The sequence below is a fragment of the Erwinia rhapontici genome, assembly GCF_020683125.1.
GTDB lineage: Bacteria > Pseudomonadota > Gammaproteobacteria > Enterobacterales > Enterobacteriaceae > Erwinia > Erwinia rhapontici.
In genome coordinates this window covers 3560327-3576518 of sequence record NZ_CP085627.1, presented here as the reverse complement: position 1 = coordinate 3576518, position 16192 = coordinate 3560327, and the positions used below count along the sequence as shown (strand labels likewise).

General features: G+C 57.4%; 13 protein-coding genes and 2 pseudogenes. All 15 read left to right on the top strand.

Annotated features, from left to right (window positions below):
- Nucleotides 1-11 precede the first annotated feature (11 nt).
- On the top strand, nucleotides 12-269 hold the full coding sequence (locus LJN55_RS16560; RefSeq protein ID WP_227534883.1) for a PAAR domain-containing protein: 258 nt from the start codon (nucleotides 12-14) through the stop codon (nucleotides 267-269).
- A complete protein-coding gene (locus LJN55_RS16555; protein WP_227534882.1) occupies nucleotides 266-1396 on the top strand; it encodes a hypothetical protein in 1131 nt (376 codons plus the stop codon). Before LJN55_RS16560 ends, LJN55_RS16555 begins: the two co-directional genes overlap by 4 nt.
- Nucleotides 1383-4802, top strand: coding sequence for an ImcF-related family protein (locus tag LJN55_RS16550; RefSeq protein WP_227534881.1), 3420 nt, complete (start codon nucleotides 1383-1385; stop codon nucleotides 4800-4802). Before LJN55_RS16555 ends, LJN55_RS16550 begins: the two co-directional genes overlap by 14 nt.
- On the top strand, nucleotides 4799-6394 hold the full coding sequence (tssA, locus tag LJN55_RS16545; RefSeq protein WP_227534880.1) for a type VI secretion system protein TssA: 1596 nt from the start codon (nucleotides 4799-4801) through the stop codon (nucleotides 6392-6394). The genes LJN55_RS16550 and tssA overlap by 4 nt, the downstream gene beginning before the upstream one ends.
- Nucleotides 6395-6481: 87 nt before the next feature.
- Nucleotides 6482-6637 (top strand): annotated as a pseudogene (locus tag LJN55_RS16540) (DUF3304 domain-containing protein); the annotation flags it as partial.
- Nucleotides 6625-7164 (top strand): DUF3304 domain-containing protein, encoded by a 540-nt coding sequence (locus LJN55_RS16535; protein ID WP_227534879.1) that lies wholly within the window; start codon nucleotides 6625-6627, stop codon nucleotides 7162-7164. The pseudogene LJN55_RS16540 and the gene LJN55_RS16535, both read left to right, overlap by 13 nt.
- A 49-nt stretch (nucleotides 7165-7213) precedes the next feature.
- Nucleotides 7214-7714, top strand: a complete 501-nt coding sequence (locus tag LJN55_RS16530) for a DUF3304 domain-containing protein (protein ID WP_227534878.1) — start codon at nucleotides 7214-7216, stop codon at nucleotides 7712-7714.
- A gap of 48 nt (nucleotides 7715-7762) precedes the next feature.
- Nucleotides 7763-8257 carry a DUF3304 domain-containing protein gene (locus tag LJN55_RS16525; RefSeq protein ID WP_227534877.1) on the top strand — a complete coding sequence of 165 codons (495 nt, stop codon included), beginning with the start codon at nucleotides 7763-7765 and terminating at the stop codon, nucleotides 8255-8257.
- 49 nt (nucleotides 8258-8306) lie between these two features.
- Nucleotides 8307-8807, top strand: a complete 501-nt coding sequence (locus tag LJN55_RS16520; RefSeq protein ID WP_200642872.1) for a DUF3304 domain-containing protein — start codon at nucleotides 8307-8309, stop codon at nucleotides 8805-8807.
- Nucleotides 8795-11098, top strand: coding sequence for a T6SS phospholipase effector Tle1-like catalytic domain-containing protein (locus tag LJN55_RS16515; protein WP_227534876.1), 2304 nt, complete (start codon nucleotides 8795-8797; stop codon nucleotides 11096-11098). The genes LJN55_RS16520 and LJN55_RS16515 overlap by 13 nt, the downstream gene beginning before the upstream one ends.
- 98 nt (nucleotides 11099-11196) lie before the next feature.
- On the top strand, nucleotides 11197-12951 hold the full coding sequence (gene tssF, locus LJN55_RS16510; protein ID WP_227534875.1) for a type VI secretion system baseplate subunit TssF: 1755 nt from the start codon (nucleotides 11197-11199) through the stop codon (nucleotides 12949-12951).
- Nucleotides 12915-14000: a type VI secretion system baseplate subunit TssG gene (tssG, locus tag LJN55_RS16505; RefSeq protein ID WP_227534874.1), complete on the top strand. Its 1086-nt coding sequence runs from the start codon at nucleotides 12915-12917 to the stop codon at nucleotides 13998-14000. The genes tssF and tssG overlap by 37 nt, the downstream gene beginning before the upstream one ends.
- Nucleotides 13978-14523, top strand: a complete 546-nt coding sequence (tssJ, locus tag LJN55_RS16500) for a type VI secretion system lipoprotein TssJ (protein WP_200642876.1) — start codon at nucleotides 13978-13980, stop codon at nucleotides 14521-14523. The genes tssG and tssJ overlap by 23 nt, the downstream gene beginning before the upstream one ends.
- Nucleotides 14523-14978: pseudogene (gene tssE, locus LJN55_RS16495) on the top strand (type VI secretion system baseplate subunit TssE). Before tssJ ends, tssE begins: the two are co-directional and overlap by 1 nt.
- Nucleotides 14979-15247: 269 nt before the next feature.
- The gene (locus LJN55_RS16490; protein WP_171149004.1) at nucleotides 15248-16186 is read left to right on the top strand and encodes a pectate lyase family protein; all 939 of its coding nucleotides are present in this window, start codon (nucleotides 15248-15250) and stop codon (nucleotides 16184-16186) included.
- The last annotated feature ends 6 nt before the right edge of the window (nucleotides 16187-16192 follow it).

Here is a 16192-nt window from a genome sequence, read left to right as displayed (position 1 = left end):
GAGGGAACCTGATGAAAAAGATTATACGTGAGGGAGACACCCTGCGGGAGTATGGCGGTAAGGTGCTGGCGGGGCATTACCTCTGCTTTGGCAAAGGCATTGCCGCAAAGGGGGACCCGGTCACATGTAACAAGCACGGTATGACCACTATCAGCGAGGGTAGCGAGCTGTCGAAGGTTGATGGTAAGTCCGTTGCGCTGCACGGGCATCGCTGCGCCTGTGGCTGCACGCTGGTTAGCTCCTTTCCCGACTGCGGCATTGCGAAGTGAGAGCGTTACCCGAGTTCCCGCTCTGGAAAACCGCAACCCCGCCCGCCAGCAAAAAGTGGCTGGCGGCGGGATCGCTGCTCACGCTGCTGGCGGGTGGGAGTGCGGCTCTGTTACTGAAGGGGGAGAGTGGCAGCAGCATGATTTTTACGCTGATGCTGCTCGCTCTGGCTATCACTGGCGTGCTCTGGCTGTGCCGTCTGGTCTATTACCGTGCCTCGTTGCATCATGCCACGACCTGGCAGCAGGCCGTGGCGCATGAACATCATCTGTGGTGGGAAGTGCACCAAAGCACGCTGGCACTGCGTGAAATTCTGCTGATTGGGCCGGCAGGCAGTGACGAATCAGACTGGAAGCACGTACTGGGCCGCGAACAGCGCCCGCCGGAGCAGGAGCAGGAACCCGGCGGTAAGGCCCTGCGCATTGCCCGTACTTTCTCCAGCGATGTGGTGGCACGTGAGCAGCAGCTGGCGTGTTCACTGGTGCTGTTATGGCAGAAAGAACAGAGTGAACCGGTCAGCTCTTTTGCCGGCGTCTTCTGGCTGGGCAGTGAACCCGCCTGGCAGGCATTTCGTTCGCAGATGGTGGCGAGTTTTCCTGAGGTGGCATTACCCACAGAACCTGAAATCTGGAACGGTGAAGAGACGCTATCGCGAATGGCAGCAAGGTTAAAGCAGGATAAGGGCAGGCAATTTCTGCTGGCCGGATGCCAGTCCTGCGCCGCTTCTTCTGGCCGTCGGTTACCCGCCGGCGAGTCGGCGGTGCTTTGGCGGGTAGCGGCTGAAGGCCCTGTTGTAATGCCGCGTGGCGAAGTTTTTTCTGCATTGACGCCTGATGCGCTGAAGGACGTTTGCCAGCGAGCCCTGAAGCAGAGCGACATCGACGATGCCCCGGATGCATGCATGCTGTTTTCCCATCCTGAACTGCCACAACTGGCCGAAACCGGCTGGAATGTCACGCATCACCTGCAGGACAGTTACTGGGGCGATGTGGGAAACATGCAGCCGCTGATCGTTATCTCCCTGGCGGCGATCCAGGCCCGGCATCAACAACAACCCTGCGGCTGGATAGCTACCGATCCTCAACACACACTCGCACTTGGAATTGTTAAGCCTTATGGAAAAGGATAAAGCCACACAACAAACTCAACGTATCTCTGCGGCATTTACCGGTGTACTGGCGGTGGCGGCGATCACCCTGATTATTCTGCTTGCAGGGTTGGGGTACTGGTTTTTTGTTGAGAGTGCTTCAACAGAATGGCCAGTCATCCGTTCAATACTGATCGTCTGCGGCATTATCTGGACCGTACTGGCATGTTTGATCATGCTGGCCTTCCTGGCAATCCAACTGTGGATAATTAACCGTGTGAAGCAAAGCGCCGGGCCGGAAAAGACAGCGGCTAAAACCGTGAAAGCATCCCTGCACTTCACCTCACCGCTAAAAACTCACCTCCATTCCCGCTACGGCCTGCTCTGGCGCTACAGGGTACGCCTGCTTTTAGTCGTTGGCGACGATGCCGCCCGCGCAGCCCTGCTCCCCGGCCTGCAGGCGCAGCAGTGGCTGGAAGGCAGCCGCACCGTGCTGATTGACGGCGGCAGCCTGAGCGGGGCACCGGATGCCGATAGATTCGCCGCGCTGCGCACCCTGCGCCGGGGCCGCCCGCTGGACGGCATTATCCGCGTGCTGGGGGCGGAGCAGAGCCTCACGCCGCAGCAGAGCGACGCCGACCTGCGCGCGCTGGAGAGCATCGGCACGCTGCTGCGTTATCAGCCGCCGGTGTGGCTGTGGCAGCTGTGCCACAGCGACTGGCCGCAGGCCGGACGCACCGAACAGGCGGTCGGAGCCACCTTCCCGCCGCGCGCGCAGCCGCAGGATATCACCTCACAGCTCAACGGCCTGCTGCCGCCGCTGCGCGAGCTGGGCATGGCGCAGATTGCGCAGAGCCTGTCCCATGATTTCCTGCTGCGCCTCGGGCAGCGGCTGGCGCAGGGCGGCAGCGAACGCTGGCAGGAACAGCTCACCCCGTGGCTGCACGCCGCGCAGCGGCGCATCGTCCTGCGCGGCCTGATGTTCAGCCTGCCGCAGAGCGGTGCGTGCGCATCCGGCGATACGGCGGCGCTGCCGCCCCATGCCCTGACGCTGCCCGTCACCTGGCAGGGCGTGGTGGAGGACTGCACCCGCCTGCGCGGCCGCCGGGTTGGCCTGCCCTGGCAGCAGACGCTGGCCCGGGCGCTGATGGCCGCTCTCGGCCTGTGGGGCGCGGGGATGCTGCTCTCCTTCGCGCTCAACCGCCAGCAGATTGTCAGCGTGGCGGAGCAGGCCCGCGCCCTGGTGCAGGCGCCTGAGGTCTCCGACCGGCAGCTGACTGGCCTGCACGCGCTGCGCAACGGGGCCGGGCTGTTGAAGCACCGGGAGCAGGACGGTACGCCCTGGTATCAGCGCTTCGGCCTCGACCACACCACGCCGCTGCTTGACGCGGTGATGCCCTGGTACGGGGTGGCGAATACCCGCCTGATACGTGACCCGGCCGCTGCCGCGCTGCACCGGGCGCTCAGGGCGCTGGCCGACCTGCCGCCGGACAGCCCGCAGCGCGCCGCCGGGGCAAAGGCTGGCTACGACCGGCTGAAGGCGTGGCTGATGATGGCGCGCCCGGACAGGGTGGACGGGGCGTTTTACGCGCAGGTGATGAAGACGGTTGAGCCGTCCCGTGACGGGATATCTCCCGGCCTGTGGCAGGCCCTGGCGCCGGACCTGTGGGCATTTTATATCAGCGAGCTGCCGCACCGGCCGCAGTGGGCCATCACCCCGGACGCCACGCTGGTCAGCCAGAGCCGCCAGCTGCTGTTGCAGCAGGTTGGCCGCCGCAACGCCGAAAGCACCCTGTATCAGGCGGTGCTGCAGTCGGTGCGCCGCAGCTTTGCCGACCTGACGCTGGAGGACATGACGGCGGGCACCGACGCCCGCCGCCTGTTCACCACGGAGGCGGTGGTGCCGGGCATGTTTACCCGCCAGGCGTGGGAAGGGGGCGTGCAGCAGGCGATTGAAAAGGCGGCCAGGTCACGCCGCGAGGAGATTGACTGGGTGCTGAGCGACGGCCGCCAGCCGGCGCCGGCTGACCTGTCGCCGGAGGCGCTGAAGGCGCGGCTGACGGCGCGCTACTTCACCGACTTTGCCGGCGGCTGGCTGAACTTTCTTAACGGCCTGCGGCTCAACCCGGTGGACAACGTTGCCGACGTGACGGACCAGCTGACGCTGATGAGCGACGTGCGCCAGTCGCCGCTGATTGCGCTGATGAACCAGCTGGCGTGGCAGGGGCAGGCGGGGCAGAAAAGCGAGGCGCTGTCGGACACGCTGATTAAATCGGCGCAGGCGCTGACGGGCAGCGGCCAGAAGCCGGTTATCGACCAGAGTGCGACCGGGCCGCAGGGGCCGCTGGATGCCACCTTTGGCCCGCTGCTGAGCCTGACGGGGCGTCACAGCGCGGCGTCCGGCGACGACGGCCTGAGCCTGCAGACGTACCTGACGCGCCTCACCCGCGTGCGCCTGCGGCTGCAGCAGGTGGCGGGCAGCGCGGACCCGCAGGAGAGGATGCAGGCGCTGGCGCAGACGGTGTTTAAGGGCAACAGCGTCGACCTGACCGACACCCGCCAGTACGGCAGCCTGATGGCCGCCAGCCTCGGGGAGGAGTGGAGCGGGTTCGGGCAGACGGTGTTCGTGCAGCCGCTGACCCGGGCGTGGGAGACGGTGCTGCAGCCGTCGGCGGCGAGCCTGAACGCGAAATGGAGCCGCTCGGTGGTGACGCCGTGGCGCAGCGCGTTTGACGGGCGCTACCCGTTTGCGGCCAGCGACAACGAGGCCTCGCTGCCGATGCTGGCGGAGTTCCTGCGTAAGGACAGCGGGCGCATCGAGCGTTTTCTTAACGCGGAGCTGGGCGGCGTGCTGCATAAGGAGGGCAGCCGCTGGGTGCCGGACAGCACCAGCAGCCAGGGGCTGACCTTCAACCCGGCGTTCCTGAAGGCGCTGAACCAGCTGAGCGGGCTGTCGGACGTGCTGTTCACCGACGGGCAGCAGGGCATCCGCTTTGAGCTGCAGGCGCGCCCGGTGGCGCAGGTGGTGGAAACGCAGCTGACCGTTGACGGACAGACGCTGCGCTATTTTAACCAGATGGCGGAGTGGCGGACGTTCCGCTGGCCGGGGGAGACCTTCAGACCGGGCACGATGCTGACGTGGAGCACCGCGGCGGCGGGAGCCCGGCTGTTTGGCGACTGGAGCGGGACGTGGGGCCTGATCCGCTGGCTGGAGCAGGGTAAGCGGCGGCAGCTTGACGGCGGGCGGTGGATGATGAGCTTTGCGGCGCCGGATGGGCGGACGCTGCAGTGGGTGCTGCGCTCCCAGCTGGGCAGCGGCCCGCTGGAGCTGCTGCAGCTGCGTAATTTCACGCTGCCGGCAGAGATTTTTAGCGTCGATGCGACGATAGCCGCTCAGGCGCTGTCGGGGAATGATGCAATGCCTGCCACAGAAGGAGGAGACGAATGAGCACGCTGCAAAACATTGTGAATGCCTGCCACGCAGACGAAGGCCCGCTGATCCAGCAGGCACAGGGGCGGGCAGACGACTGGAACCCCTGGTTACTGCCGCTCAGTGATACGCAGCCAGCGGGTGATGATCCCGGCTATGACGATGACTTTCAACGCATCCGCGAAGAGGTGAATAAACTCTCCTGTATTGATACCGCACTAATTTGCCAGCTTAGTGAAAAGCTGCTGACCACGGTAAGCAAAGATTTGCGCGTAGTGACTTTTTATATCTGGGCACGGTTGCACCAGGATGGCGAGTCCGGGCTGGCGGAAGGGCTGGAACTGCTGGCTGCAATGTTACAACGCTTCGGCGTACAGCTGCACCCACAGCGCGAGCGCAGTCGAAAATCTGCGCTGGAGTGGCTCGGCAGCGGGCGCGTACTCGACAGCCTGTCGCTCTACCCGGAAGTGGATATGGCTGTTATGCAGCGTATCACCGGTGCACTTCTGCTGGCGGAGCGGGCAATGCAGTCATTCGCAGAGGAGCAGCGCCCGCAGCTCACCGGGCTATGCCTGGCGCTGGAAACCCGGCTGGTGCAGAGTGGTGGCGCGGGCAGCCTGGTGCCACAGACCAGCTGCGATGCGTTTTCATCCTCCGCCGTGCCATCAGCGTCTGCCCCGCTGATGGCCGCCGTGACCTCAGGCCGTGACCTGCTTGATCAGGCGAAAATGCTGGCGGGTTACCTGCGCGATCAGCCTGGCGGTTGGCTGGCGGGCCACCATCTGATGAAAAGTATTCGCTGGGACACGCTGACCGATCTGCCCCAGCTCGATGCCAGCGGCTGTTCACGCCTTGCACCACCGAAGCCGGACCACCGCGCTCACCTCAAACGGCTTTACCTGCAACAGGACTGGATGGCGCTGCTGGAGCATGCCGACAGCCTGTTTTCCCAGGGCGTCAACCATCTGTGGCTGGATTTGCAATGGTACGCCTGGCAGGCGTTGGTGAAGATGGACGTCGATACGGTCCGCGCCGATATCCTCTGCCGGGGCATGAAAAGTTTGCTGTCGCGCCTGCCCGAGCTGGAAACACTGGCTTTTAACGACGGCACGCCGTTTGCAGATGATGTCACTCTGAACTGGATCAATCAGCAGGTGATGGATGACCTTGGTCGCTGGAGAGCGGAGCCAGTCACATCGGTATCGTCGAGTGATGAAGACGTGCTGATGCTGGAGCCGGAGCTGCTGACGCTGGCGGATAGCGAAGGAATAGAAGCTGCATTTAGCTGGTTACAATCTCGTCCTGGCATGACCTCTGTCCGTGACCGCTGGCTGATGCGTCTGCTAATGGCCCGGGTTGCGGAACAATATGGCAGGAATGATCTCTCACTGCATTTACTGGGTGAGCTGGACAGCAGGGCGCAGATACTGACGTTGCAGCAGTGGTCACCTGAGTTGCTGTTTGAGGTGAAAGCCCGGCGGCTGAAGTTGCTGCGCATTAAAGCCGCGCGCAGCGAGACGGATAAAACCCGCCTGCAACCGGAGATGGACCAACTGCTCTCCGGCTTGATTAACCTCGACCCGGCATGTGCTGCGGTACTGTGCGGGTAAATCAAAGGGGAGGGGGGAATAGGCTCAGGATAGGGTGACTAATGATGGTCAGGTTTATGCTAAACACGCTGCAAACCTCCAAAATATATTCCACCCTATGGTGAAGAACGCTGTGGAATAACGGTGCATTTTCTTCCCTGCAATAAAATCAAAGTGACCACGATATGTGATGGTTATGGCACACCAAACTATCCGATTAAGGAACCTCTGGATATGAAGGAGCCAGCGCAATGCCCGAAATAACGCTCACCCATGCTATGCATAAATGGATGTTACTGGTTGTTTGGATTTTACTGATTTCAGGTTGTTCCCGTTCCGGAAATGGTGGTTATACCGCCGGTGATATACGAGGGATTAATCATACACCTTTCGTTGTTAATTATATGGACGTCAATGGTTATGGTGGCCCTAATATGGGGGCTTATGGTGAAGGAGGCGGTTACTGCTGCATTATGCTGCCAGATAAATGGACGCCAGGATTAAAAGCGCATGTGGAGTGGGAAGTGGATCCTAAAACTGCATCTAAATTCCCAGGTTATCATGATCGAATTAAGTTTAATAAATGGAAGGATGAGATCGAAACTAGTTTTCATAAGCATAGCACTATAGTAGATATCCCACCGTATGGTGAAGAGCGCTGCGGAATAACGGTGCACTTTCTGCCCTGCAATCAGATCAAAGTTACCACTATCTGTGATGGTTATGGCACGCCAAACTACCCAATTAAGGAACCAAGAGAAATGAAGGAGCCAGCACGATGCCCGAAATAATGCTCACCCGGTGGTGATTATCCGTGTTTATAAAAAAAGAGTGCATGCTATGTATAAATGGATGTTACTGGTTGTTTGGATTTTACTGATTTCAGGTTGCTCACATGCAGGTTATGAGAGGTATACCGCTGGCGATTTAAGAGCAAAAAACCATGTTTCCGGGAAAACAATTAACTGGTTTAAGGTTAACGGCTACCGCGCACCGGGTTTAGGTGGAGGGTATTGTTGTGTGATGCTGCCAGATAAATGGACGCCAGGATTAAAAGCGCATGTGGAGTGGGAAGTGGATCCTAAAACTGCATCTAAATTCCCAGGTTATCATGATCGAATTAAGTTTAATAAATGGAAGGATGAGATCGAAACTAGTTTTCAGAAGCATAGCACTATAGTAGATATCCCACCGTATGGTGAAGAACGCTGTGGAATAACGGTGCACTTTCTGCCCTGCAATCAGATCAAAGTTACCACTATCTGTGATGGTTATGGCACGCCTGACTACCCAATTAAGGAACCAAGAGAAATGAAGGAGCCAGCACAATGTCCGAAATAAATATTGTGCTGCGACGCTACTCGTATTTGTAAGGAAAGGAGATTTATTATGCGTCAATGGATGTTGTTTGTTTTATTGGTTTTACTGATATCAGGTTGTTCTCAGGCCGAAAGTGGTGGTTACACTGCTGGGGATTTGCGTGGTTACAATCACACTCAACAGGGAATTAATTATTTCAGAGTTAATGGTTACGGAGGTGGGGTAAGAGGAAATGCCTGCTGCATTCTTCTTCCTGATAAATGGACGCCCGGATTAAAAGCGCATGTGGAGTGGGAAGTGGATCCTAAAACTGCATCTAAATTCCCAGGTTATCATGATCGAATTAAGTTTAATAAATGGAAGGATGAGATCGAAACTAGTTTTCATAAGCATAGCACTATAGTAGATATCCCACCGTATGGTGAAGAACGTTGCGGAATAACGGTGCATTTTCTGCCCTGCAATCAGATCAAAGTGACCACTATCTGTGATGGTTATGGCACGCCAAACTATCCGATTAAGGAACCTCTGGATATGAAGGAGCCAGCACAATGCCCGAAATAACGCTCACTCGGTGGTGATTATCCGTGTTTATAAAAAAGGAGTGCATACTATGCATAAATGGATGTTACTGGTTTTTTTGATTTTATTGATTTCAGGTTGCTCACATGCAGGTTATGAGAGGTATACCGCTGGCGATTTAAGAGCAAAAAACCATGTTTCCGGGAAAACAATTAACTGGTTTAAGGTTAACGGCTACCGCGCACCGGGTTTAGGTGGAGGGTATTGTTGTGTGATGTTGCCAGATAAATGGACGCCAGGATTAAAAGCGCATGTGGAGTGGGAAGTGGATCCTAAAACTGCATCTAAATTCCCAGGTTATGAGGATTGGGATGAATATTTGAAATGGGAAAAAGAAGTAAAATCCAGTTTCCAGAAATATAGTGCGGTAGTCGATATCCCCGAATATGGTGAAGAGCGCTGTGGAATAACGGTGCATTTTCTTCCCTGCAATCAGGTCAAAGTGACCACGATATGTGATGGTTATGGCACGCCAAACTACCCAATAAAAGAGCCACTGGATATGAAGGAGCCAGCACAATGTCCAAAATAAATCTCGCGTTGCCCTGCTGGGCACCTCCGGAATTCCCCGAAGGGGGACGGCTGCTGTTAACCCCGGAGCAGGTCAGGGTTAATTATAAAAAACAAATTGTAGAGGAGAGGCTGTACCGGGACAAATTAACTCAGCAGGCGGGGAAGCTCGTCATGCCCCCCTGTTGCCACAGCCTGCATATCAGCCTGTTCTTCGATGGTACGGGTAATAATGAAAAAAATGATACTGATTTCGCTAACCCACCCCATCCCACCAATATCGCTAAGCTCTATCATGCTACCTATCAGGATGCGGAGAGCCAGGGATACTTCCGCTACTATATGCCTGGCGTAGGCACCCCTTTCCCTGAAATCAATGAGTTTAGCTATAGCGGCGATGGCCTGAAATATGCCGCCGGTGGGGAAGATCGAATTAACTGGGCCTTGCTGCGTCTGGTGGATGCGCTGATGACGGCCATTACGCCAACCCGTCAGGGACTGAGCGACAGCGTGGCACGCGACAACCTCGCCACGATGCGTGCGCCCTGGCCGCTCAGCGGCGAAGTTAACCGCCGCCGCGCCATCGATAAACTGCTGGAGCCGCTGCGTGCCAGGGTCAATAGGGTTCAGCCACATCTGCTGGCGATTAAGCTGTTTATTTACGGCTTTTCGCGCGGTGCGGCGGAGGCGCGTACTTTTGTCAACTGGCTATCAGAGCTGTTTATCGACCCCGATGGCGACAGGGTGGAACTGTCGCTGCTCGGGCTGCCGGTCAGCATTGAGTTTCTCGGGCTGCTGGACACCGTGCCTTCGGTAGGGATTGCGCACCTGGTACCAGGCTTTGATGGCCATATGAGCTGGGCCAGTGGCACCCAGCAACTGCCTTCAGCCAGCCGTTTTCCCGGCCTGATGAAGTGCTGCCAACATTTTATTGCCGCCCACGAGCAACGCCTGAGCTTTCCACTTGACTCCGTGCGACGGCCGGATGGCCGCTACCCGTCCCAAACGCAGGAGGTGGTCTATCCGGGGATGCACTCTGACGTTGGCGGCGGCTACCCGGCCGCTGACCAGGGGAAATCCCGGGGCGGCGTCGGTGAATTGCTGTCACAGATTATCCTGCACGATCTGTATGCCGCCGCCTTTGACGCGGGGGCGCCGCTGACCGTGCGGGCAGATATAGTCACGCCGTTGATTCAGCATATGCGGCCTTCGCGAGAAATGTCACAAGATTCTACTACTGAATTTGCTGTGGCACCTGTCCTGATCAACCGCTTCAATCTCTGGCGTGAAACCCTGCTTACCGATGTGCCAGCCGAAGACCGCATGCCTGCGGGAAAACCGGGTTATCACCCGCAACCCATTCCTAAAACGCTGGAAAGTGCGGTTAGGGTACAGATGGCATGGATGACCGCGTGGCGCATCGGGCGCTATGCCCATAACAGCCTGTTGGCCCAGCCATTCTACCTGCATGCACCGCAGAAAGACGCCGCCGGGATGGCGGAAGAGAAACGCGAATACGATAAAAAAATCGCTGCCCACCACAAGGTGCTCAACGCCGTTAACCGCCAGCGCGCGGACTGGCAGGAGAAGATTCCGCCGGGTCCACCGGACTATGACCCGACTAACGCCCGCCATCAGTTTCGCGAGGCAGCCCGCGAATTCGAACATGATTACCGTCACTGGTATCGCGATATCAACGGGGATCCGCTGGAAAGAATCGCACAGATCGCGCTGGATGGTGTGCTAAAGCATCCGGTGTATCTGTTTAACGGCGATGATGAAACCAAAGAGTATGAGCAGATGCGCAAAGACGGCGACTATCACTATGCCCGCCTGTTCACCGACAGGCTGGGTACCGGCACTCGCACCGCTCCTATGGCAGAGTTGCTGGCCTTTTACGATGACCAGATCCACGACTCGCGTGCCTGGTTTATGCAGAGCACGCTCGGCGGGCGTGAGCCCTGGGGTGGTTACTTTCGTTACCGTATGATCTACTGCGGCAACATCGCCAACAAACAGCTGCAGCTGATCTACCTGGAAGGAAAAGTCGTGGGTTCAACGCAGGTTTCCGGGCCGGTGGAATACATTGTTGCGTCCCGAAACGGACAGGACGGGGTGACGGAGGTGCATAAGGTGCGTGAAGTGGCGAGCGGGACGGTTGAGGTGCTGACCGCCGCGCGCAGGCTCCCTGCCAGCAATACGCCCGGGTTACTGGCCGCACAGGAGAGTGAAAAAATCGCCATTGCACAGCATCAGCAGAGGGTGGCTGTCATCAACAATCTGCTGGAGACATGGGGGACAAAAATCGGCTGATGCCGCTGTTTCCCTCCGTTTATCTTTACCGCCAGGCTCTTTGCGCCACGCAAAAGGTTCATGCCGTAAATCTGATTTCAACACTGAGTAACTTCCTCATGGACGATCTAACCCTGCGTTATTACGACGCTGAAATGCGCTACCTGCTTGAAGCAGGTGAAGAATTTTCCCGTGCCCACCCGGACCGGGCCGCAATGCTTAACCTTGATAAATCGGGCGCGCGCGACCCGTATGTTGAGCGCCTGTTTGAAGGCTTCGCTTTTATGATGGGCCGCCTGCGGGAAAAGCTGGACGATGACCTGCCGGAGCTGACGGAAGGGCTGGTGACCATGCTGTGGCCGCATTACCTGCGCACCATTCCGTCGATGTCGGTGGTGGCGTTCACCCCGGACTGGCGTGAAATGAAAGAGCCGCTGTCGGTGGCGAAGGGATTTGAGGTGCTGTCCCGGCCAATAGGCGAGAAGGCGACCCGCTGCTGCTATACCACCACGCAGGACATCACCTTGCAGCCGTTGTCCCTGGACCAGGTTACCCTCACAGCTGATGTGGATGGCCGTTCGGTAGTGCGCCTGCGCTTTGTGTGCAGCAGCCTGGCGGACTGGAGCCGGATGGACTTAAGCCTGATCCCGTTCTATTTCAACGCTGACGCGCCGCTGGCCTGCGCGATGCATCATGCCTTTACCCTTAACGTTGCCCAACTGTGGCTGCGTCTGCCGGGGGATGTTGATCGCCAGCCGCTGGAGGCCCGATTTACTGCCCTCGGTTTTGGTGAGAATGATGCACTGTGGCCGACAGGGAACAGCAGCTTCAGCGGCTATCAGCTGTTGCTGGAGTACTTCACCTTTCGCGAGAAGTTTATGTTTACCGGGTTGCGCGGTCTGGAAAAGCGGGTGCTGCCTGCCGGATTGCCATGGTTTGAAATTGACGTGGTGCTGGCGCAGCGCTGGGAGCATGACTTCACGTTTACGGAGCAGCACCTGCGGCTGCACTGCACGCCGGTGATCAATCTTTTCCCGCTGGAGTCCGACCCGCTGACGCTTAACTCGCTGCAAACCGAGTACCTGCTGCGCCCGATGCGCATACAGGACGGGCACACCGAGATTTACTCCGTGGATTCGGTGATGTCCTCCGGCGGTCACACTTACGTGCCGTTCTCCAGCTTTCGTCACAAGGGCGGCATGATGCGCCACGAGGCACCGGAGTATTACTACCATACGCGCGTGCGGCGTGGCGTGTCCGGGCTGCATAACACCTGGTTAATCCTGGGGGGCGAAGCCTTTGATCACCATACGGTGCCGCCGGAAGAGAGCCTGTCGCTGACGCTGACCGGTACGAATGGTCAGCTTCCGCGTCGCGCCCTGCAAGGCTCGGTGCTGGATACGACGATGAAAGCCACGTCGACCCGCATCGGTGTGCGCAACCTTTGTGCACCCACGTTGCCCTGCTACCCGCCAGACCGCGACCGCTTCCACTGGCGTGTGCTCAGCCACCTTGGCAGCCACTTTCTGTCGATGATGGACAATGCCGACGTGCTGCGCGGCACGCTGGCGCTGTATGAGTGGACGGACAGCGAGATGAACCGCCGCCGTCTGGAGGCGATTGTCGATGTACGCCACAGCGAAACGGAACGCTTTGAACAGGGTTACCTGCTGCGCGGCGTGCAGATCGAGGTCACGCTCGACAGTCACGGTTTTGCCGGGCACGGCGATATCTGTCTGTTTGGGGAGATGCTCAGCCGCTTCTTCGCGCTGTATACCGATATCTACTTGTTTAACCGCCTGATTATCATCCTGCAACCCACCGGAGAACGCCTGGAATGGGAAGAGAAACACCATCGCCGTATTCCCGGCTGAGTCCACGGCTGGAAGACGAGCTGACGCGGATGAACTTTTACCGTTTCTGTCAGCTGTTAGAAAAGCAGAATCCGGATCGTCCGCCGCTGGGCAGTAGCGCGCATCCGCACCATGATCCGGTGCGGTTCGCGCCCTGGCCGGGGATGGGGTTCCCCGCCAGTGAGCTGAAAAGCGTCGAATACAGTGACGATGATGCCATGACAGCACCCAAAGTCCGTACCACCTTTATGGGTGTCTATGGGGTGGATTCTGCGCTACCGACGGCTTACCTCGATGACATCAGTCAGCGACGGGAAGGGCACGAGGCGCTGCAGGATTTTCTGGATATCTTCAGCCATCGCATCCTCACGCAGTTCTATCGCATCTGGCGCAAATACTCTTATCCGGCCAGCTTCGAGAACGGGGGAACGGACGGTATTTCCCAGTCACTGCTTGGGCTGGTGGGCTTGGGTATTCCCGGCACCGCCCGCCATATTGGCACCCCGGTCTCGCGTTTTCTTGCCTTGCTGGGCGTGTTGCGTCAGCCAGCGAAAACGGAGGAGGGTGTGCAGGCGCTGGTGCGGCTACTGGCCCCGGAGACACAGGCGCGGGTCAGCCCGTACTCTCTGCGTCCGATTGAAATCAGCCAGCCGCTTGGTTTTTACGGTGAGCAGGACTTTCTGCTGGATGGCAACATGCCGCTGGGTGATGAAGTGATGGATACCAGTAGCCAGCTATTGATTGAGCTGATCACTGACAGCGAGAGTGAAGTGCAGGGCTGGAAGCCGGACGGCCAGCTGTATCAGGACTTTCTGGTGATGCTGCGCGTTTATCTGGGCTGGCGCTTTAAAGCGAAAATCCGGTTGACCGTCAGTACGGCGCTGTTGCCCGTTGTTCCCCTCGGCGAAGCCCCGTTCTGGCTGGGTATGAATGGCGTGCTGGGCGTGGAGGGTGAAACAGTGCCTGAGGACATTCCACAGACGTTTACTACCGAACTTGGCAGCTATCGCGGCCTGCAACCAACCCCAATCCGACAAGGAAATCAGCGTGTTATCTACCAGTTTAACTAAATTTTTCCGCTGGCTGTTACCGTTACTGGCCGTCAGCCTGACCGGCTGCGGTCTGACGCAGAGCGTCTCTGACGGCACCCGTTCTGCGGTGTCCTCCATTTTCTATAAAACAATTAAGGTCTTGCACCTCGATTTCACCGCGCGTGAAGCGCTTAACACCGACACCCGGGAAAATCATAGCACCCCGCAGTCGCTGATTATCCGCGTTTATCAGCTCAAAGATCGTAAAACCTTCGATACGCTGGTTTATCAGCAGATTGCGTACGACGGTGACGCATTGCTGGGTGACGATCTCCTTGCCAGCCGTGACGTGGTGCTCAGCCCTGGCGGTGCGGTTAACCTCACTATGCCGCTGGAAGAGAAGGCCGCCTTTGTCGCCGTGGTGGGGCTGTTTCGCCACCCTGACTTAACGAAGAATCACTGGCGGCAGGTGCTGGACCGCGAAATGCTGGACCAGAACAGGCCCCGCGTACTGGAAGCTGGCGACAACAGCCTGGCCCTGCAACCGCTTAAGGAAAAGTAATGCCTCACTCACACCACTCCCCCTCGCTGTATGAAATATTGTTCGGCAATTTTGAGGGTGGCCTCGATCTGCACCATGTTAGCGACGAGAACCAGGTGATCCTCTCAGTACTCGACAATATGCAGCGCATCCTCAACTGCCGCGCCGGAACGCTGGCGCATCTGCCCGATTACGGTCTGCCGGATATGACCAGGATCCTGTAGGGGATGCCCGGCACCGCACATGAGCTGATGACCACGCTGTCCGGTGTTTTGCTACGTTTTGAGCCTCGTCTCAACAGCATCAAGGTCGACATGCTGCCACAAACGATGCCCGGTGAGCTGCGCTACGCTATTGATGCCGAGCTGAAAGGCATCGGCCTTGTGCGCTACGGCACCGAATTTATGCCGGAAGGCAAGGTGCTGATCCGCCATATGAAACAGCAGCAGTATCTCGACGTGCGTGCCGCTTTGTAGGATTGACTAAGATCGGTGGCGGGTACGACAGGAGTATATATTCCAGCCCCGGGAAGGTCATTCCCTGGGGTTGGAATGGCATCTTAATGCCTGCTTTTGTTTGCCTGTCGACCAGCGACATGAACTGGCTGGTTCATGGTTTTTACGATGCGTATAAATAGCCCCGTAAGCCAATGGACGTGAGTGCTTATCCTCTCGCAAATGGCGCAATCGACAGGATGTCATACGCACATTTATCTCAAAATAACATCATGCAAACAGGGGCTTTTATGACATATCCAACAAGTAAACTGAATGGTCTGGTCGGTTTTGCCAAAGCAGCCAATGTTACAGGCGGCTGGAATGGGTCGGTGGTGGAGATTAATACACTGGCGCAGCTTAACCAGTATGTGGGCGACAGCACGGCGCGGGTACTGGTGATTAACAGCAATATCACCGCCTCAAGTCTGACGAAAGTGAATCTCGGTTCGAATAAAACTATTATTGGTTCATTCCAGAACCGCACCTTAAACAATATCCATTTCCGTGCGACGACCACCTCGCAGAACATTATTTTCCAGAACCTGATTTTCCAGCATTCGGTGAATATTAAAGCCAATGATGATATCCAGCTTTACCTGAACTACGGCAGTAAATACTGGATCGATCACTGTTCATTCGTCGGTCACACCTGGTCAGATGGTGACGGCAGCCTGGATAAATTGCTGTATATCGGTGAGAAAGCTGACTACGCAACCATCAGCAACTGCTATTTCGGTAACCATAAATACGGGCTGATTCTGGGGCACCCGGCAGATGATAATGATGCAACGTATAACGGTTATCCGCATCTAACCATTTGCCACAGTTACTTCGATAATATGGAGGTCAGGGCACCGGGACTGATGCGTTATGGCTACTTCCATGTTTACAGTAACTATATCAACAAGTTCCAGCTTGGCTTTACGCTGGCTCAGAACGCAAAAATTATTTCTGAAAATAACTACTTCGGTGAGGGCAGCGCGAATAAAGGCATGCTGGATGATAAAGGCAACGGCACCTTTACTGATACGGGCAGCGTGCCTGCCATTACCAACCAGAAGTCGCCGAAGAGTCAGTGGACAGCGGCATCAAACTACGCTTACAGCGCAAAATCAGCGGCGGACGCGAAAACGTTTGCGGCTGCTAATGCCGGGGCGAAGTCTACAACGCTGGTATTTGGTGGTTAACGGAAG